This window comes from Marinobacterium sp. xm-m-312 (assembly GCF_013283295.1).
In the GTDB taxonomy this organism is placed as follows: domain Bacteria; phylum Pseudomonadota; class Gammaproteobacteria; order Pseudomonadales; family Balneatricaceae; genus Marinobacterium_E.
This window is the reverse complement of the sequence record NZ_WBYS01000006.1, coordinates 1-18,782: the sequence shown is the minus strand read 5'-3', so window position 1 is coordinate 18,782 and position 18,782 is coordinate 1. Positions and strand designations below refer to the sequence as shown.

17 protein-coding genes are annotated in these 18,782 nt (G+C 48.3%); 3 read left to right on the top strand and 14 right to left on the bottom strand.

What is annotated here, in order from left to right; translation table 11 throughout:
• Positions 1–20: 20 nt before the first annotated feature.
• Positions 21–1,001, bottom strand: a complete 981-nt coding sequence (locus tag XMM312_RS08415; RefSeq protein ID WP_254442903.1) for a TAXI family TRAP transporter solute-binding subunit — start codon at positions 999–1,001, stop codon at positions 21–23.
• A 99-nt stretch (positions 1,002–1,100) separates the two neighbouring features.
• Between XMM312_RS08415 and XMM312_RS08410 the strand changes: the two genes are divergently transcribed.
• Positions 1,101–2,021 (top strand): LysR family transcriptional regulator, encoded by a 921-nt coding sequence (locus XMM312_RS08410; protein WP_173482024.1) that lies wholly within the window; start codon positions 1,101–1,103, stop codon positions 2,019–2,021.
• A gap of 6 nt (positions 2,022–2,027) precedes the next feature.
• Here XMM312_RS08410 and lipA read toward each other — a convergent pair whose 3' ends face one another.
• The 12 genes from lipA to XMM312_RS08350 all read right to left on the bottom strand — a co-directional run bounded on the left by lipA (position 2,028) and on the right by XMM312_RS08350 (position 12,789).
• Positions 2,028–3,005: a lipoyl synthase gene (gene lipA / locus XMM312_RS08405; protein ID WP_173482025.1), complete on the bottom strand. Its 978-nt coding sequence runs from the start codon at positions 3,003–3,005 to the stop codon at positions 2,028–2,030.
• Positions 3,002–3,592 carry a lipoyl(octanoyl) transferase LipB gene (gene lipB, locus XMM312_RS08400; protein ID WP_254442908.1) on the bottom strand — a complete coding sequence of 197 codons (591 nt, stop codon included), beginning with the start codon at positions 3,590–3,592 and terminating at the stop codon, positions 3,002–3,004. Before lipB ends, lipA begins: the two co-directional genes overlap by 4 nt.
• Before the next feature lie 68 nt (positions 3,593–3,660).
• Positions 3,661–3,933, bottom strand: coding sequence for a YbeD family protein (locus XMM312_RS08395; protein WP_173489067.1), 273 nt, complete (start codon positions 3,931–3,933; stop codon positions 3,661–3,663).
• Between the two features lie 40 nt (positions 3,934–3,973).
• On the bottom strand, positions 3,974–5,122 hold the full coding sequence (locus tag XMM312_RS08390) for a D-alanyl-D-alanine carboxypeptidase family protein (protein ID WP_173489066.1): 1,149 nt from the start codon (positions 5,120–5,122) through the stop codon (positions 3,974–3,976).
• Between the two features lie 30 nt (positions 5,123–5,152).
• A complete protein-coding gene (locus XMM312_RS08385; RefSeq protein ID WP_371739866.1) occupies positions 5,153–6,019 on the bottom strand; it encodes a septal ring lytic transglycosylase RlpA family protein in 867 nt (288 codons plus the stop codon).
• 3 nt (positions 6,020–6,022) lie between these two features.
• The gene (gene mltB / locus XMM312_RS08380; RefSeq protein WP_173484716.1) at positions 6,023–7,006 is read right to left on the bottom strand and encodes a lytic murein transglycosylase B; all 984 of its coding nucleotides are present in this window, start codon (positions 7,004–7,006) and stop codon (positions 6,023–6,025) included.
• A gap of 29 nt (positions 7,007–7,035) precedes the next feature.
• Positions 7,036–8,175 carry a rod shape-determining protein RodA gene (gene rodA / locus XMM312_RS08375; protein ID WP_173482030.1) on the bottom strand — a complete coding sequence of 380 codons (1,140 nt, stop codon included), beginning with the start codon at positions 8,173–8,175 and terminating at the stop codon, positions 7,036–7,038.
• The gene (gene mrdA, locus XMM312_RS08370; RefSeq protein ID WP_173489065.1) at positions 8,175–10,064 is read right to left on the bottom strand and encodes a penicillin-binding protein 2; all 1,890 of its coding nucleotides are present in this window, start codon (positions 10,062–10,064) and stop codon (positions 8,175–8,177) included. Before mrdA ends, rodA begins: the two co-directional genes overlap by 1 nt.
• A 5-nt stretch (positions 10,065–10,069) precedes the next feature.
• On the bottom strand, positions 10,070–10,537 hold the full coding sequence (gene rlmH, locus XMM312_RS08365; RefSeq protein ID WP_173482032.1) for a 23S rRNA (pseudouridine(1915)-N(3))-methyltransferase RlmH: 468 nt from the start codon (positions 10,535–10,537) through the stop codon (positions 10,070–10,072).
• Between the two features lie 5 nt (positions 10,538–10,542).
• Positions 10,543–10,872 carry a ribosome silencing factor gene (gene rsfS / locus XMM312_RS08360; RefSeq protein ID WP_173482044.1) on the bottom strand — a complete coding sequence of 110 codons (330 nt, stop codon included), beginning with the start codon at positions 10,870–10,872 and terminating at the stop codon, positions 10,543–10,545.
• Positions 10,873–10,882: 10 nt separating this feature from the next.
• Positions 10,883–11,536 (bottom strand): nicotinate-nucleotide adenylyltransferase, encoded by a 654-nt coding sequence (gene nadD / locus XMM312_RS08355; protein WP_173483268.1) that lies wholly within the window; start codon positions 11,534–11,536, stop codon positions 10,883–10,885.
• Positions 11,536–12,789 (bottom strand): glutamate-5-semialdehyde dehydrogenase, encoded by a 1,254-nt coding sequence (locus tag XMM312_RS08350; RefSeq protein WP_173484717.1) that lies wholly within the window; start codon positions 12,787–12,789, stop codon positions 11,536–11,538. Before XMM312_RS08350 ends, nadD begins: the two co-directional genes overlap by 1 nt.
• Positions 12,790–12,990: 201 nt before the next feature.
• Here XMM312_RS08350 and XMM312_RS08345 point away from each other — a divergent pair, with 201 nt between their 5' ends.
• A complete protein-coding gene (locus XMM312_RS08345) occupies positions 12,991–14,811 on the top strand; it encodes a hypothetical protein (protein WP_173482035.1) in 1,821 nt (606 codons plus the stop codon).
• A gap of 73 nt (positions 14,812–14,884) precedes the next feature.
• On the opposite strand, the gene parC is transcribed toward XMM312_RS08345, so the two are convergent.
• A complete protein-coding gene (gene parC, locus XMM312_RS08340; RefSeq protein ID WP_371731451.1) occupies positions 14,885–17,125 on the bottom strand; it encodes a DNA topoisomerase IV subunit A in 2,241 nt (746 codons plus the stop codon).
• A 146-nt stretch (positions 17,126–17,271) separates the two neighbouring features.
• Here parC and XMM312_RS08335 point away from each other — a divergent pair, with 146 nt between their 5' ends.
• Positions 17,272–18,138 carry a ChaN family lipoprotein gene (locus XMM312_RS08335; RefSeq protein WP_173489064.1) on the top strand — a complete coding sequence of 289 codons (867 nt, stop codon included), beginning with the start codon at positions 17,272–17,274 and terminating at the stop codon, positions 18,136–18,138.
• Positions 18,139–18,782 lie beyond the last annotated feature (644 nt).

Sequence of the window (18,782 nt, the reverse complement as noted above, 5' to 3'; positions counted from 1 at the left end):
GGTAACGAGTAACTGAATAGTTACTTAAGGTTTGCAGGAACTTCAATACCCTGCTCTTCGTAGTACTTGATAGCACCAGGGTGAAGTGGAGCAGTTACACCTGTAAATGGGCTGTACTTAACTAGGTGGTTAAGTAGACGGTTGTCTTTACCCATCTGCTCACGTGACTCCATGTAAACCTTAGTCATTGTGTAGGCAAGATCATCAGACATCTTCTCGTTCACACCGATAAACATCAGTGTTAGGAATGCGCCTGAATCAGTCTCATTAGCTTGATCTGGGTAGGTACCCGCAGGAACGACAGAAGCTTCCATACCCAATCCAGCTTTAGGCTGTGTACCTTCAGGAATTCCTAGGATCCGAATTGGACGCTTAAGGCTTAGCTCAGCAACAACCTGCGAGCCTACTGGGAAAGAACCTACGTAAACGTCAAACTGGCCATCCTGGAAAGCCTGAGCTGCAGCACCCCAAGGTGCTTTGATGCCCTCGTATGCATCTTTAGCTAGGCCACCCGCTGCTGCAAGAGAGGTGATCTGAGCGTTAGCAGCACCCGCTGGTGGACCGATGTATACGCGTTTGCCGGCTGCATCCTTCCACTCGTTGATGCCGTTATCAGCCCAAGTGATCGCGTGGTAAGTACTGCCAGGGAAGCCGTAGAGTGCACGCACAGTTTTAGCCATTTCAGCGCCTTTCTCAGCGCCCATCTTCTTGTAAGGGCCTTTACCTACTGTTAAAGCTTTAAAAGCGCCTGGTGGAATAACGGCTGAATCTAGTTTGCCCGTAGCTACTTTTAGTAGTGACTTAGTCAGTGTCTGACCCATCGCTAGCTGAACATTGACATCCTTATCAGCAAGGTAAGAGGCCATAGTCTGAGGCATTAGACCGACAACAGACTGAGCAGTTGCTGCTTCCATACTGATATCTGCTGCTTGTGCAGTAACTGACGCGAGGCCTAATGTAGTCGCAAGGACAGTTTTACGAAGTGCGTTCTTGAACATCATTTAACTCCAAGGGTTATTATTTTTAGAACTTAGCCAGTCAAGTAGATTGCTTATAAATGTGTAAAATGCATTTTTAAATAGCCAAATTAAAAAAAACGTATGGATCCAAAACACCTCTATTATCTATCGGTGGTCCTTGAGAAGGGCTCTTTGACAGAAGCCGCTAAACATTTAGCACTGACTCAGCCAACCCTGACTCGCACCATGGCGACACTGGAGATGCAGGCTGGAACACAGCTGTTCAGCCGAAGTCGATACGGCGTTAAAGGAACTCCTGTTGGTGTCGCCTTGGCTCGTGAGGGTCGAACGATCAATCGAAGCATGGAGGCGGCACGATTTCATGCATCGCGTTACAGAATTGGTTTGGACAAAGAGATTCGCATTGGCATTGGTCCACTACTGTCGGCAACCATCATGCCAGACGCCATGAACTCACTGTTAGAGCGGCACCCTAAGGCCTCATTGACGATTGAAGTCTCTCGCCCAACGGCTGTCATTGATCATCTAATCGATAATCAACTGGATATTGTGATTGCACCCTCTGCGTCTGACAAAATGATACCTGGCTGTGACCGACAGCTCCTCTTTAATGATGAAATCGCCATCTACTGCAGTAAAAACCACCCTTTAGCCGACAAATCGGATTTAACGATTGAGGATTTAGCGGCAGCGAATTGGTTAAGTCTTGGCCACGGGTCACCTTTTGAACGTGAGGTGATGGAACTGCTTAAAGAGTCTGGTCTAGCAAAAATACGTACTCAGATTGTCTTTCGTAATGAGGGGTATCTTCTGTTAGAGACTCTTCGTCAAGGGAAGCATCTGGCGGTATTGCCCAACGTGCCGATGCAGGTATTTAAAGATTCTGAAGAGTTTAAGCGGATAGAGTTCAAACGAGAGCTATCTCAACCGAGAAATATCTATCTTTGGGCGCGTGAAGAGATGCTGGAGAATAGCATCTATGAAAGTATTAAAGAGGTGATGCTGGCACAAGCAAAGACACTCATCGCCAGCACTCAGTAGGATTAATTAGCCTACCTTTTCACCTTTGGCTTGTAGGTCAGCATGGTAAGATGAGCGGACCAATGGTCCACTGGCAACATGACTAAAGCCCATCTCTTTTGCCAACGCCTCAAACTCTGCAAACTCATCAGGTGTGACAAATCGATCAACCGGAAGGTGATCACGGCTTGGCTGTAGGTACTGCCCAATCGTAATCATGTTGACGTCATGTGCACGAAGATCCTTCATCACCTCAACAATCTCTTCGTTCGTTTCGCCGACGCCGACCATCAAACCAGACTTGGTACGCACTTCTGGACGCAGTACTTTGTAGCGTTTTAGAAGCTCCAATGACCAAGCATAATCAGCCCCTGGGCGAACCTGTTTGTAGAGACGAGGCACTGTTTCTAGGTTGTGGTTAAAGACATCGGGCGGAGTATCTTTAAGGATCTCCAATGCGATATCCATGCGGCCACGAAAGTCAGGCACCAGGGTCTCTATTTGAATAGAGGGCAGACGTTCACGGGTTTCACGAATACAGTCAGCAAAGTGCTGTGCGCCACCGTCACGTAGGTCGTCTCGGTCTACAGAGGTAATGACCACGTAACGAAGACGCATATCCGCAATCGCTGTGGCTAACTCAATAGGCTCGTCTGGCGATAAGGCATTAGGACGGCCATGTGCAACGTCACAGAACGGACAACGGCGAGTACAGATATCGCCCATGATCATGAAGGTCGCTGTACCATGAGTAAAACACTCACCTAGGTTTGGGCAGCTCGCCTCTTCACAGACCGACGCAAGTTTATGCTTACGCAGGGTATCTTTGATGCGCTTAACTTCAGCATTAGAGCCCATGCGGACACGAAGCCAATCAGGCTTACGTGGCATATCCTCTTTTTCAGTCGGTATTACCTTAACCGGAATACGTGCTAACTTTTCAGCGCCACGCAGCTTAACTCCCTGCTCCGCTACACCCTTAGGTTTGATTGTCTCTTCACTCATTCGCTATCCCATCCATGAATAGTGTGCCACTCTGCGTAGCCAATTGCGTTTGCCAGATATTGTACTAGTTCAGACCCAACCTTTTCTACTTTAGTCGCAGAAGGATCAAACCTTGATAACTGTGTCATCTGAAGCCCTGCATAGCCACAGGGATTAATTCGTAAGAAAGGCTCAAGATCCATATCGATATTGAGCGCTAAACCGTGAAAGCTACGACTCTTGCGTACGCGCAGTCCCAGTGAACAGATCTTGTCTCCATCGACATAAACACCCGGCGCATCTGGTTTTGCGGCGGCTATGACTCGATAATCCGCTAACAGAGAGACAACCGAATCCTCCATCAGTGTGACCAGATCTCTAACACCCAACTTATTACGTTTTAAATCAAGCAGTAGATAGATCACCAGCTGACCCGGCCCGTGGTAGGTAACCTGACCCCCTCGATCGACTTGGACGACAGGTATATCACCGGTGCCCAACAAATGCTCCGCTTTACCTGCCTGCCCCTGGGTAAAAACAGGCTCATGCTCTAACACCCAGAGCTCATCCGCTGTGTCTGCTGTCCGCTCATTAGTAAAAGCCTGCATCCTATCAAAGGCTTCTAGATAAGGCTGACGCCCTAAATAGCGAACGTTTAGAGGTAGATCAGATACCACTAAAGCACCATTTTGACACGACCTGACGCCTTCAGATCGGTATGAATCTGCGCCAACTGCTCTTCACTGGTTGCAGTGATCAATACACGAACTGAGGTAAAGCGTCCTTTACTACTAGCATTGATCTCAACTTTAGACTCATCCAAATCCGGGTCGTAAAGCTTCATGGTATTAACTACGAAATCTCTATAGTCCGGCGCACTGTCACCGACCACCATGATTTTGTAGTCAGGACAAGGAAACTCAATTTTAGGAGCTGTAGGTTCGCTCATAGGTACCTCTAAAGTGAACGAAAGGTGGCTCAATCAGTGACTAACCGAACAACCCTTGGAAAAATAGAACAATGCTGTGCCAGATCGCTTTCACGAAGCCTGCCTCTTCAACAGACTGAAGCGCAAGCAAGGGCTCACGAGCAACCTCTTCACCCTCTAGTGTGACTAAAAGATGACCTACCACTTCACCCGCTGCCAAAGGTGCTTCAATAACCTCTGGAAGGTCTAAGGTCGCGGCTAACTGATTCTCACTGCCGCGAGGAATAGTTAACGACAGATCACCACCCAAGCCGAGAGAAACTGAATCGGTTACACCCTTCCAGACTTTTGGCTTGTTGAGCTCTTGTCCCGCTTTGTAGAGAGGGTAATTTCTGAAGAAACGAAAACCGTAAGCCAACAGCTTTTGACTCTCTTGGGCACGAGCTTGATCAGACGTCGTTCCTAGAACCACAGAGATCAGACGCATATCATCACGCACGGCTGACGATACCAGGCAGTATCCCGCCTCTTCCGTATGACCCGTCTTGATACCATCGACCGTTGGATCGCGCCACAACAGACGGTTACGGTTAGGCTGTTTGATATCGTTGTAGGTAAAGTACTTCTCTTTGTAGATAGCGTACTGTTCAGGGAAGTCCTGAATCAACGCACGACCAATCAACGCTAGATCTCGTGGTGAAGAGTAGTGACCCTCAGCAGGTAAACCGGTCGCATTTTTAAAGTGGGTATTGGTTAGACCCAAACGCTCAGCATGCTGGTTCATCAAATCAGCAAAGGCCTCTTCACTCCCGGCCACATACTCAGCCAAAGCAACCGACGCATCATTCCCTGACTGGATAATGACTCCACGAAGCAGATCCTCTAAACGAACTTGGGTCCCTTCACGAACAAACATACGTGACCCTTCCGTTTTCCAAGCTTTAACGCTGATTGGCACCAGGTCGTTAAAGCTGATGTTACCCTCAGACACTTCGTGCTCAACAATGTAGCTGGTCATCATTTTAGTCAAACTCGCTGGTGCAAACTGACCATCTGCACCTGACTCAGCAATGATGTCACCCGTCGAGGCATCCATTAAGACGTAAGCTGTTGCCGCTAATTGAGGTGGTGGAGGCAGAACGGCTGCCTGAATTTGAACCGTCGCAACCGCGACAAACAGTAGAACTAGGAAACGAATCTTTGAGAGCATCTTTACAACTTTTAAATAGGTTAAAACAGTTTAGGGGGATTTTATCAGCAATGGCGATGAATAGCCCATCGACTCCAAACTTTGCACCATTGAGTCAATCGACAGTGTGTCAGTCAGCGGCCCCACGAGCACTCTATGAAACTCGACATCACCCTGGCGAACTCTCTTGATGACGGCTTGGACGCCATCCATCGCTGAAAGTCGACGCTGAACCGATAGAGCCGAGCTCTCTTTACCAAAGGATCCTACTTGAAGGAATGCACCGGTATCGTCAGGTTTTGGCTGTTGAAGAGACGCAACAGGTTGAGGCGTTTTCTCTACTGTTTCAGTGGTATCAGCATGACTTCGAGCATCAATGGCCTCGACCCTAACTCGACCGGTACCCTGTTTCAAAATTTCCAAACGCGCCGCGGCTGAGTAACTTAGATCGATCAAGCGATTTTCATGAAAAGGGCCGCGATCGTTAACGCGCACAATAACCGACTTACCGTTATCCAGATTGGTCACTTTTGCGAAGCTGGGAATGGGCAGGCTCTTATGTGCAGCAGACATCTTGTAGATGTCGTAGATCTCACCGTTCGAAGTTTTGTGACCATGAAACTTCAGGCCGTACCAAGAGGCGATACCCTCTGCTCTGTAACCAATGTGCGAAGGGAGCACATTATAGCTTTTACCCCAGACCTCGTAGGTCGAACGATTGCCCCCACGACTGTAAGGTATGTCGACAGGCACAGCATCGGCCACATTCGATACATCCGGTGGATTATCAGGGGCAAAATCTTTGCGAACTTTGTATCGACCGCCTGCCGTTTCACGATCGTAGGTAGGCGTGGAACTACAACCGACCAGAGCCAAGGCAAATAGAGCTACGATTGATTTCAGCGTAAATCTTGTCACCAGCTAACCTTTGTTGATCTCAAGACGAATAGCTTCGCTCAATTCACGTACCGCATTGGCATAAAGACGACTGTGATTGTAGCGAGTGATGACATAGAAGTTGTGCAGTCCGAGAAGATAGTGATCACCTTGATCGCTGCTCATACGCATCAGTGTTGCAAGTTGATCGTCTGCTAGCTCACCCTTGGCAATCACTCCACGTTGACGCCACTCATCCAGTGTAAGCTCTGGTTGAAGGCCCTTGTTAAACCACTCTGAATCAACACTGCCATTCAAAAGGACGTCACTGACAATGGGCTCACCGGCACGCCAGCCATGACGAGCAAAGTAGTTCGCCACACTGCCAATCGCATCAACAGGGTTACCCCAAATATCGCGCTGTTGATCGCCGTCAAAATCGACGGCATAGGCTAAGAAGCTAGAAGGAATGAATTGACCATACCCCATAGCGCCAGCGTAAGAGCCTTTCAAAACACCGGGCTCAATACCTTCTTGGCGTGCTAAGCGAAAGTAGTCACCCAACTGCCCTAGGAAGAAGTCGGCACGTTTAGGGTAGTCAAAACCCAAGGTCGACAGCGCATCCAATACTCGATAATTGCCAGTGATACGCCCAAAGCGTGTCTCCACACCCATGATCGCTAAAACAATCTCAGGCGGAACGCCATACACTTCTTCAGCTCTTAACAGCGTCTCTTTGTGCTCTTTCCAGAACTGAATGGCTTGGTTGATACGACGCTGCTCAATAAAAATCGCTCGGTACTCGCCCCAATTTAGGCGGCGCTCTGCTGGACGGCTGATCGCATCAATAATGCTCTGCTGATACTTTGCTCGACCTAACACATCACGAATGTAACTCTCTTCGAAACCGTCAGCCTTCAGATCATCAATCAATATCTGAGCTCGTGGATGGGCCTCATAACCAGCAAAAGAGGCTGTTGATACCGCTAAACAACCCGCTAACACCATCGTTTTAAAACGTTTAAGCATGCTTATCTCCAAGCAGTCATCTTATTATTCTAGCGTCGCAACATCGATTTATGGGTATGAATCGACATCAGAATTCCGAAACCTATCATCAACGTCACGATAGAGGTACCACCATAGCTCACCATTGGTAGAGGGACCCCTACGACCGGCAGAATACCACTGACCATGCCGATGTTGACAAAGACATAGACAAAGAATGTCAGCGTGATACTTGCAGCTAGCATACGGGAAAAACTGTCAGGTGCCTTAACAGCGATCATTAAGCCACGACCTACAATTAAAAGGTATAGAGCGAGTAGCACCAATACCCCTTTCATTCCCAGCTCTTCGCCGATTACTGCAATGATAAAGTCTGTATGAGATTCAGGAAGAAAGTCCAGTTGAGACTGAGTACCACTCAAGAAGCCTTTACCTGAGAGGCCACCCGAACCGATCGCCGTTTTAGACTGTATGATGTTCCAGCCCGAGCCAAGAGGGTCGCTCTCTGGATCTAAAAATGTCAGCACCCTCTGTTTCTGATAATCCTTCATGATCATCCAGAGCCCAGGCAGTGAAGCCGCTACAATCCCAGCACTCAGAAAGATCCAGCGCCAGTAGATTCCCGAAAAGAGCAAAATAAATACACCAGAGGCACCGATCAGCAGCGAGGTACCAAGGTCCGGTTGCTTCATAATCAGTGCAAATGGGATCGCAATTAAGATCAAACTCACTATGATCGCTTTGAAGTTGGGTGGCAGTGTGTAGCGAGCGATGTAACCCGCCACCACAATAGGTAGTACCAGTTTCATTAACTCTGAAGGCTGAAAACGAAAACCGGGCAGCGCCAACCAACGTTGAGCCCCTTTAGCACCGACCCCAAACAAGATAACGCCAACCAACAAGGCCACTCCTAGTAGGTAGAGCCAGGGCCCTACCCTCATAATCACCCTTGGAGGGACTTGCGCGAGAAAAATCAACGCGGCAAATCCTGCAGCCATGCGGATGGCCTGACGCTCAACATAGGCCCAGTCTTGCCCTGATGCACTGTAAAGAATGACCAGCCCTGCTATACAGAGCGCCAGCAATAGTAGAAGCAAGGGTAAATCTAGGTGAGTGTAACTCCACAACGAGCGCTGCTTGCGAAGTCCTGACTGATCTGGCGAGACGGAGCGGTGGAAATCTTTAGACATTAATCATCTCCCAACTCACTGGTGTAATCGTCCAGTAACCAAGCATCAATCACTTCACGCGCGACCGGTGCTGCAGCTCTAGAACCACCCTCGCCGTTCTCGACGACTACCGCCACTGCAATTTTAGGATCATCAGCCGGTGCAAAGGCAACAAAGAGTGCGTGGTCTCGCTGACGTTCTAGCAGAGCCTCTGAGTCATATTCAGCATCTTGAGCAATGCCGACCACTTGGGCCGTACCTGTTTTTCCTGCCATGGTATAAGGCGCTCCCGCACCAGCTTTTCGAGCCGTACCGTAGGGAGCATTCACCACATTCACCATACCCTCAATTACCTTTTCAAAGTACTCGGGGTGATTGAGTTCAACATCGGGTAGTGTCGGCTTCTGTTGTAGCTGTTGGATAATCTCTGTCTGTTCCGCCGTTAGCTCATTTTCAGCGATGAAGCTCTTGATCATCTGTGGACGCACCCACTTACCTCGATTGGCTAACACTGCAGTGGCGGTCGCGAGCTGCAGTGGCGTAGCTATCATATAACCCTGCCCAATACTTAGATTGAGTGAATCACCGGGGTACCAAGGCTGTTTCTCGCGACGCTTCTTCCACTCATTGGATGGGAGAATAGCTCGGCCCGCTTCAGGCAGATCCAGACTGGTGACCTGTCCAAAACCGAAACGCCCTAAATAGTCACTGTAAACATCAATCGATGTTTTAGAAGCCGTATCATAAAACCAGACATCACAAGACTCAGCCAATGCGTGATTCAGATCGACTCGACCGTGACCAGATTTCTTCCAATCTCGCCATTTCCGACCATTTTCAGAGAGTTGATAGAAACCTGGATCCCAAACTTTGTGATCAATCGGTACCGATTTAGAATCAACTGAGGCAAGCGCTGTGAAGGGCTTTAGCGTTGATCCCGGTGGGTAGGCTCCACGGATGGCCCGATTATAAAGAGGCTGGTCTTTATCATCGCGAAGCGCATTGTAGTTGTCGAACGATATACCTGTTACAAACTCATTGGGGTCGTAAGAGGGGTTGCTCACCAATGACAAGATTTCACCGGTTTGGGGTTCAATCGCTACAACCGCAGCTCGCTTACCCTCCAACAGTTTCGCTGTAAACTGCTGCAGCTTTAAATCGAGACTTAACTGGATATCCAAACCTGGGGTTGGGTCCTCTTGCTCCAAAACACGCATGACTCGGCCGCGCACATTGGTTTCAACACGCTGCAAACCGACCTGTCCATGCAGTAGCGGCTCGTAATATTTCTCAACCCCAAGTTTGCCAATATAGTGTGTTGCAGCATAGTTATTAGGGTCTAAGGTTTTGAGTTCACGCTCATTAACACGCCCAACATAACCAATGGCATGCACCAGTGAATCAGGGTGAGGATAGTAACGAACAAGATCAGCTTCAATCTGTAGCCCCGGTAGACGATAGAAGTTCACTGAGAGCTTAGCGATCTCCTCTTCGGTTAAGCGAGATTTGAGAGGAACGGTGGAGTGTGGACGACGACGGTGCTTAAGGCGCTTTTTAAAGCCTTCTACCTCTGCCGCAGAGAGCTCTACTAGAGAGGCGACATCCTCTAATAGCGAATCCACATCATCGACCTCCTCTTTAAGGAGCGTCAAACTGAAGCTAGGGCGGTTTTCTGCCAACAGTTCGCCATTACGATCGTAGATAAGACCTCGTCTGGGGGCGACTGGCTGAAGTTTAATGCGATTGTTTTCTGATAACAGAGAGAATCGATCGTGCTCAACGACCTGCAAGAAGTAGATTCGACTGACCAGAATGGCCATCAGCACTAAAACGAAAAGAAACGCGACGACTGCTCGGTTAACAAAGAACCGATTCTCTTTCTGGTAGTCGTTAAATCGTCTCTGATCCATCTAACTCACTTATGGTAGGGATGACCTTGAAGTAAGGTCCAAGCTCGATATATCTGCTCAGCAAGAATAATGCGAACCAGCGGGTGCGGTAAAGTCAGCGCTGATAGCGACCACTTTTGATCGGCAGCGGCGATGCATCTTGGATCAAGACCATCGGGACCACCCACCAAAAGCGTTATATTATTTCCTTCCATCCGCCAGTTTTCAGCCTGTTCTGCAAGCTTTTCTGTCGACCAGTTCTTGCCATCAACACAGAGAGCGATCACTCGATCCCCTTTTGGGATGGCCGCCAACATGGCGTCACCTTCAGAGCGCATAGCCCGTTGGATATCAGCCCCTTTGCCACGATGGCCAGGCTGTAATTCAACCAGTTCTAGCTGAAAATCAGAGGGAAGACGCTTGCAGTACTCTTGGTAGCCGTCCGTGACCCATTTTGGCATCTTAGTGCCGACTGCAAGCAATCGTATGCGCATAAGGCTTAGGCGTCGCCTACTGACCAGAGGCGTTCAATGTCATAGAAATCACGAGCATCTGGCATCATCACGTGCACAATGATGCTACCAAGATCGACCAATACCCAGTCACCAACCGTTTGACCTTCAATACCCATAGGCAAAAGACCCTGCTCTTTCACCTTGTCGATCACCTCTTGAGCAGCGGCTGCTACTTGACGCTTAGATGTACCACTTGCAACCATCATGTAGTCAGTGACGGTAGAGCGGCCACGAACATCGATTAGGTTGATATCTTTTGCTTTCATTCCCTCAAGCGCATCTTGCACTAGGGCGATCAATTGATCATCTTGCATGTAAATTAAATTACCTTTCATTGGCGTCATAGAGACGCTCATTTCTAATAAAATTCCAAACGCTGTCTGGAATTAAAAATCTGGGGTTTGAGCCCCGCTTAATAATCTTTCTAACCTGAGTCGCAGAGACATTCATCGGAGTCAACTGATGCATCGCCAAATGACCTGAAGGACGAAGGCTTAACGCTTCTAAATCCTCAACCCTATGCTGATCAATAAAGCACTGAAGCTCTGAATCAAACTCAGGTTCATAACCGGGTCGAGCAACGATCAACAAGTGACCGAAATCCGTTAACTGCTGCCAATGGGACCAACTCTTAATGCCCAGCAGAGAGTCCATCCCCATCACCATTATTATGGGCAAATCCTCACCCACTTCGGCACGTTTTTTCATCAACGTGTTGATGGTGTAGCAAGGCTCATCACTGATCAATTCACAATCATCAGCAACCAGTGCAGGCTCCGATTCTACCGCTAGCCGAACCATCTCAAACCGCTGCACGGCAGAGCCGCCGGTTGATGCTTTATGGACTGGCTCACCGGTTGGGACCAGATTAATGTGAGGCACGTTGAGCACCTCCTGAAGTTCTAGCGCAGTTCTGAGATGTCCATAGTGAATAGGATCAAAGGTACCACCAAAAAGAACCAGAGGAGGTTTCTGCATTACTTACGAACCTGCCCTTCTCCGTAAACAATGTATTTCTGAGACGTCAGCCCCTCTAGACCGACCGGCCCACGAGCGTGAATCTTATCCGTAGATATACCGATTTCAGCACCTAGGCCGTATTCAAAGCCATCGGCAAATCGAGTAGAGGCGTTGATCATGACAGAGCTGGAATCGACCTCACGCAAAAATTGACGCGACAGCGTGTAGTTTTCAGTAATGATCGCGTCGGTATGGTGAGAGCCGTAGTGATTGATGTGCTCAATTGCACGATCTATACCCTCAACAATTTTGATTGAAAGTATCGGCGCCAAGTACTCAGTCGCCCAATCCTCTTCAGTCGCTGCATTGGCTTGAATAATGGCACATGTCTTGTCACATCCACGAAGTTCTACACCCGCCTCAGCGTAGGCCTCAGCTAGCTCTTTAAGAACCTCATCAGCAACCGATTCATGCACCAGCAGTGTCTCCATGGTGTTACAAGTACCGTAGCGATGAGTCTTGGCATTGATGGCAATATTGATAGCCTTAGCTAGGTCAGCCTCTGCATCAATATAGACATGACAAATACCGTCGAGGTGTTTAATAACAGGCACGCGCGCATCGTTCGAGATACGCTCGATCAACCCCTTACCGCCACGAGGCACGATAACATCCACAAACTCTGGCATAGTAATCAACTGACCAACGGCTTCACGATCCGTGGTTTCCACCACCTGGACAGCCGTTTCAGGCAAACCAGCCTGTTTTAGGCCCGCCATAATCGATTTAGCAATCGCCTGATTAGAGTGAATTGCCTCAGAACCACCGCGAAGAATCGTAGCGTTACCCGACTTTAGACAGAGACTGGCGGCTTCCATTGTGACATTCGGGCGTGACTCATAGATGATGCCTATTACGCCTAGAGGAACACGCATCTTACCTAGCTGAATTCCGGATGGCAGAAAACGCATGTCGGATACATCACCGACAGGGTCTGGTAGAGCGGCAACCTGACGAAGACCCTCGATCATGCCATCGATACGCTCTGGAGTTAGCGCTAGACGATCCAGCATCGCATCATCAAGCCCACGAGCCTTTCCAGCCTCAAGGTCTTTCTGGTTAGCTTGAGTGATCGCATCACGATCGGCATCAATAAGTTCAGCCATTGCAAGCAATGCACTGTTTTTCTGTTCTGTATTAGCACGTGCTACGACACGTGAAGCTTCGCGCGCATTCGCACCAAGCGTCTGCATGTAATCCGCTACATTCATCAGGTCTTTACCGATCAATTTATTGAGAAGTCTAGTATAGCGTGACAGCGATAAAGAACCCACCAATAACAAGAAATTACACCAGCAAAAATCGCTTTTAATGCCTATGAAATAGTTACAAATTTTAGGAACCAACTGGTCGATCGGTCGAAGACAGACTGGTATTATGAAACTCTTATTTTGTGTACTGGAAACAAAGGCATGCTTGAACAAGACGGCGAACAATACAAAGGTTACCTACGTTGGTACCAGCGCCCAGCCTTTGCTGCAGCCATCGCTCTGGTTTTGCTCTTCTCTTCGACCTTGGTTGGCTCCTATCTGTTGGCCAAAAATGCCGCAGAAAACGAAGCACTAAAACAGGCCAAAATTTGGAGTAACAGCGCCTCCATGCTGGTTGCGCCTCTAATTCTCTCTAAAGATTTAGTCAGCCTTAACTTTGTCACCAATCAGATTGCAGACGACCCTTTCGTAGCAGGCATTCAAATCACCGATAGCCAGACCATGAGACTAGCTGCAGCTGGCAAGCAAGAGGGTGTCCACACAGCAAAATCCATCGCACCTAATAACGAAGCCATTGCTCAATTAGAAGTGTGGATCGACCCGACTCCCGTTCAGCAACAACTCAATTACCAGACGGGACTGATCAGCAGCGGCGCTATTATCGCTTTTCTGTTATCACTGTTTATCTATCGCCGGCAGAGCAAACTTCTTGAAGAGGAAGTGGCTTATATTGAACAAATTGAGCAACATTTTGACGATCAAATCACAGACTCAACGGAAGCTCAGGAAACAATCGACGACAGCGATGAAGAAGTTTATGAAGACGATGTAGAGGCAGAAGCGCTAATCGAACAAGAACCAGAGCTAGACGATCAAGAACAAGACACTGAGATCAACTCCCTAGATAACCACCTTGGATCCGAGGCGGAGAAAGAGATTGAATCGACTATTGAGACTGAAGTGGACACTGAAGTAGATTACGATGACATAGGCAATTTCGGATCCGCGTACGATGACCCGATTGTTGAAAACAGCACTTCAGATGAGCCTAGCGAACCTAACTTTGAAGAAGTTCACGAGCCAAACACTGATGAGGCAGACATTCCGCCTTGGGAACCTAGCGAAAATGAGACAATGGTAGAGACCAATGAACCTACCAACATTGAACCCCCTATCGTCAAAATGCAGATAGATGAGACCGATAAGGATGAGATCGATCTGGTTGAACTTCTAAAACCAGAGAGACGCGAACCGAGCGTACCGCCCTTCAAGCCTCTATCAAAAGAGCCCGAACAAGAGCGTGAAGAGCCCAGCTTTGAAACGTTGATGTTTGATACAACGCCAGAGCGCCAAGAGCCCGTGAAGAAACTGGCGCGCAAACTGCCTATCATCAATGAAGAACAGCTCGATCTATACACCATTGAACAGGAGCTTGATCTGTTAACACCAGCCAGTGAAGCGGCCTACGTTGTCCTGATCGACTTTACCAGCCCCCACTCGGCGCTGATCTCCAATGAAGAGCAGTTACAGATCAAACGCACTTACCGAACACTGGCGAACTCCGTTGCCAATATTTACGAAGGCGAGGTCTCCGCACTTGGCGAAGACATACTGATTCAGTTTGATAATGCCAGCGAGGATGACGAGCATGGCGTTAATGCGGCTTGTGCAGCCATGCTATTTGCCCAACTTGCCCGTTCGTACAATAGAAGTCGTTCAGATCAGCAGGAGCCGATACTGAACGTCCACACCGCAATTGTAAGAGGTCAACAGGGTCGTCAGGATAGAATGGCCGACGAAGCCCGCTTCTTAACTCGCTCAACCAAAACAGATCGATTGATTAGCCATACAGCACTCTCAGAGGCACCCGATCTAAAAAGCGGTGTTCTATCAACCGCTGAGATCAAACGCGAAGATGAGGACAAGGTGCTGATCCTATCGTTGAGTAAAAGCTATCAAGATCTGTTAGAAAAACAGGGGCGTTATCTTCTGGCAAAACTGGCACAGCAGGCAGCACAGTAATCTTCATAAACCGCACATTATTGATTCAACAAAAAAGGGAGCCAGCGGCTCCCTTTTGATATTTAGGTAGTCATTACTCTACCGATAGATGGCTCACTCGCTGATAGCCCCTTGGCAGTTTATTGCCTCGACGACCGCGCTCTCCACGGTAGTGTTCTAGATCGGCTTTGGTCATTTTAAGGTACTGCTTACCCGCATGAACCAGAAGTTCCTGATCTTCATTAAGAACAGCCACAGCAACCATCAACTCTTCACGAGCTTGAGCCCTTGCCGACGGGATGTTAATGATCTTATTACCTTTACCTCGTCCCAATACAGGCAGCTCAGAGACTGGGAACACCAGTAGACGCCCTTCAGAAGTTACGGCAGCGATCAAACCATTTTCGCTATCAGAAATGGAAGCAGGCGCTACGATATTGGCCCCTTTGGGTAGCGTCAGTACCGCTTTACCGTTTTTCGTCTTACTGGTCATATCACCTATCGACGTGACAAAGCCATAACCAGCATCTGAAGAGAGAAGAACCTTATCACTCTCTTTACCCGCGGTTAGTGCCTCTATCGAAGCACCCTTTTGCAGACTAATGCTACCGGTAACAGGCTCGCCTTGCCCCCGAGCTGAAGGCAGGTTATGAGTCTCTAATGTATAACTGCGCCCCATACTGTCTAGCAGGATCGTCGGCTGGTTCATGCGTCCAGCAATCGAGAGTTTATAACCATCACTCGCTTTGTAATTCAGAGTAGCCGGATCAATGTCATGCCCTTTAGCAGCACGGATCCACCCCTGTTTAGAGAGGACGACGGTAACAGGATCAGAGGTAAGCAGATCTTTATCACTGAACGCTTGAGACTCTTCACGCTCAACCAGAGGAGAGCGGCGATCATCGCCAAACTCTTCAGCAGCCTGTTCAATCTCCTCTTTAATGAGATTACGCATCAACTCATCAGAACCAAGAATAGATTCAAGTTTTTTACGCTCTTCATCTAACTCAGACTGCTCTGCACGGATCTGAAACTCTTCCAGTTTCGCCAAATGACGAAGTTTGAGATCGAGGATGGCGTTAGCTTGGACATCCGTTAGACCGAAGCGCTCCATCATAACCGTTTTAGGCTCATCCTCGTTGCGGATGATTGCGATCACTTCATCGATATTAAGATAAGCAATGATCAAACCATCGAGGATATGCAGTCGATCTAATACTTTCTGCAAACGGAATTCGAGACGGCGTCGAACAACCTGGGTACGCCAAGTAAGCCACTCCGTTAAGATCTGACGAAGATCTTTAACCTGTGGACGGCCGTCAATGCCGATCATGTTGAAGTTAACTCGGTAGCTTCGCTCTAGATCGGTGGTTGCAAACAGGTGAGCCATCAACTGCTCAATATCGATACGATTTGAGCGTGGCACAATCACGAACCGAGTCGGATTCTCATGGTCTGACTCATCACGCAAATCGCTAACCATTGGCAATTTTTTCTGCTGCATTTGAGCTGCAATCTGTTCAAGCACCTTAGCACCAGATACCTGATATGGAAGAGCCGTAATGACAACGTCACCATCCTCAATTTCATAAATAGCACGTGCTTTTACAGAACCACGACCGGTCTCATAGATCTTTTTAAGATCAGCCGTCGGTGTAATGATCTCAGCAGCGGTTGGGAAATCAGGGCCTTTTACTTTCTGACAAAGACGCGCAACACTGGCATCAGGATTGTCGAGCAGATAAGTACAAGCCCGAGCGACTTCGCGAAGGTTATGGGGAAGAATATCAGTCGCCATACCAACGGCGATACCCGTAGAACCATTCAAGAGTACGTTAGGTAGACGCGCTGGCAGAACCTCAGGCTCATCCATCGTGCCATCAAAGTTAGGTACCCATTCAACCGTTCCTTGACCTAACTCTTTTAACAACACCTCGGCATATTTAGAGAGTCGCGCTTCAGTGTATCGCATTGCTGCGAAAGATTTAGGGTCGTCAGCAGAACCCCAGTTGCCTTGACCATCTACAAGCGGATAGCGATAACTGAAAGGCTGTGCCATAAGCACCATAGCCTCATAACAGGCCGAATCACCGTGCGGATGAAACTTACCTAAAACGTCACCTACCGTACGTGCTGACTTTTTAAATTTGGCGCTCGCCTTTAGTCCAAGCTCAGACATTGCATAAACAATACGGCGTTGTACTGGCTTCATACCATCGCCTAGATGAGGCAATGCACGGTCAAGAATGACGTACATTGAGTAATCTAAGTAGGCTTTCTCTGTAAAGGTCTTTAAAGGAAGGGTTTCGACCCCTTCATCGATCAGATTTTCCACAAATAGTGTTCCCAGACGGGTTAGCATTTACAAAAACAGTTGTTTACGAGTATGCCACCATAGACACGCGCTTGCATCTGAAAAGCACCAAGATAGGATCAAATGCGTAGAGTGAAAACGAGTATCAACAAAAAGACACGGACAAGATGAACCTGTTAAAAGCTGTTTCTATTTCAATTCTGTTTGGCATATCAGCCGTATCAGCAGCTGAGTGGCAAACTGATATAAAAAGTAATAATCCCATTGTTGGAAAAATATGGGACAACACTAACCAGCGCTTTATAACCCAACAGCAATTACTGGATCATATGAGTGAGATAGATTGGATATTGCTGGGTGAAAATCATGAAACGGATATTCATCACGAACTTCAAACAGAGATACTAGAGCTACTATCCCAAAAGAAGATACTCGGTAATGTTGCCTTTGAAATGGCTAATACAGATCAACAGACTGCACTAGACAGCGCATTAGGGGAGCCGTCGAATCCAGAACAACTCAACTGGCAAAAGGGCTGGCCTTGGGAGTGGTATAAATCACCCGTGAACTTTGCTTTAACGAAAGCAAATAGAGTACTCGGCACAGACCTAACTCGACAACAACAGATGCAAGCCTACATGGACGAATCAATAGATCATCCTAACGAACTCTACAAAAACTTTATGCTCGACATACTCTATGAAGGCCACTGCGGTAAGCTACCCAAATCACAACTGGGCAACATGTTAAGAGTTCAAATAGCCCGTGATCGACAGATGGGCAGAGTACTTAAAGAGAACAGCACCGATAAAGTCGATCTATACATTGCAGGCAACATGCATGTCAGAAAAGATGCCGGCGTCCCCTTTCATAATGAGCTGAATAGCTTATCGATCATGATGCTATCCGTTGGTGACAGCAGAGACCCCTTTGAAATCATACCAGACAGCTATCAGGATGAAGCGATAGCTGATTATGTGATATTCACACCGGAAGTAGAGCAGAGGGATCACTGTTCGCAGATTGAAGGGTAGTAGTTAGCTGTTGGAGCGGTCTTGCGAAGGCCGTGAAGGTTGGGCGCGTAATTAGAGAGCAGGTGACAGGCTAAAGCCAGTCACTGGTGTGCTTAACTCGCTACGAAGCTGCGGTGACTGGCCTTCAGCCTGTCACTGGTGTGCTTAACTCACTACGAAGCTACGGTGACTGGCCTTCAGCCTGTCACTGGTGTGCTTAACTCACTACGAAGCTACGGTGACTGGCCTTCAGCCTGTCACTGGTGTGCTTAATTCACTACGAAGCTACGGTGACTGGCTTCAGCCTGTCATCCGCTGTTGACGTTGGCAGAGATCTTTTTTAAAACCGTTGGAGCGGTCTTGCAAAGGCCGCGATGGATTTGGCAGAGATCCTTTACGAAGCTCTCAATGACCTACAATAGGTGCCGAGCGTTGCTCGTCATCGCTTCGCGACGCTTGCAGCGCCTCAACCCCGCCCCGTTGGGGCATGGGTTGTCACATGGGCATTCGCTCAGAAGTCTCCTTGCGACCAAAAAACAAAAAACCCCAGGACCTTTCGGTACTGGGGTTCTTTGTTTATTAGGTGCCTGGCAATGACCTACTCTCACATGGGGAAACCCCACACTACCATCGGCGATGACGCGTTTCACGACTGAGTTCGGTAA

What these genes read in the sequence shown, in the direction of transcription:
- rodA (WP_173482030.1), bottom strand. Translation starts at nt 8,175, where the DNA reads ATGTCTAAAGATTTCCACCGCTCCGTCTCGCCAGATCAGTCAGGACTT.
- XMM312_RS08410 (WP_173482024.1), top strand. Translation starts at nt 1,101, where the DNA reads ATGGATCCAAAACACCTCTATTATCTATCGGTGGTCCTTGAGAAGGGC.
- lipB (WP_254442908.1), bottom strand. Translation starts at nt 3,592, where the DNA reads ATGCAGGCTTTTACTAATGAGCGGACAGCAGACACAGCGGATGAGCTC.
- XMM312_RS08395 (WP_173489067.1), bottom strand. Translation starts at nt 3,933, where the DNA reads ATGAGCGAACCTACAGCTCCTAAAATTGAGTTTCCTTGTCCTGACTAC.
- XMM312_RS08350 (WP_173484717.1), bottom strand. Translation starts at nt 12,789, where the DNA reads ATGAATGTAGCGGATTACATGCAGACGCTTGGTGCGAATGCGCGCGAA.
- nadD (WP_173483268.1), bottom strand. Translation starts at nt 11,536, where the DNA reads ATGCAGAAACCTCCTCTGGTTCTTTTTGGTGGTACCTTTGATCCTATT.
- mrdA (WP_173489065.1), bottom strand. Translation starts at nt 10,064, where the DNA reads ATGGATCAGAGACGATTTAACGACTACCAGAAAGAGAATCGGTTCTTT.
- XMM312_RS08345 (WP_173482035.1), top strand. Translation starts at nt 12,991, where the DNA reads ATGCTTGAACAAGACGGCGAACAATACAAAGGTTACCTACGTTGGTAC.
- mltB (WP_173484716.1), bottom strand. Translation starts at nt 7,006, where the DNA reads ATGCTTAAACGTTTTAAAACGATGGTGTTAGCGGGTTGTTTAGCGGTA.
- rlmH (WP_173482032.1), bottom strand. Translation starts at nt 10,537, where the DNA reads ATGCGCATACGATTGCTTGCAGTCGGCACTAAGATGCCAAAATGGGTC.
- XMM312_RS08415 (WP_254442903.1), bottom strand. Translation starts at nt 1,001, where the DNA reads ATGATGTTCAAGAACGCACTTCGTAAAACTGTCCTTGCGACTACATTA.
- XMM312_RS08335 (WP_173489064.1), top strand. Translation starts at nt 17,272, where the DNA reads ATGAACCTGTTAAAAGCTGTTTCTATTTCAATTCTGTTTGGCATATCA.
- XMM312_RS08390 (WP_173489066.1), bottom strand. Translation starts at nt 5,122, where the DNA reads ATGCTCTCAAAGATTCGTTTCCTAGTTCTACTGTTTGTCGCGGTTGCG.
- lipA (WP_173482025.1), bottom strand. Translation starts at nt 3,005, where the DNA reads ATGAGTGAAGAGACAATCAAACCTAAGGGTGTAGCGGAGCAGGGAGTT.
- rsfS (WP_173482044.1), bottom strand. Translation starts at nt 10,872, where the DNA reads ATGCAAGATGATCAATTGATCGCCCTAGTGCAAGATGCGCTTGAGGGA.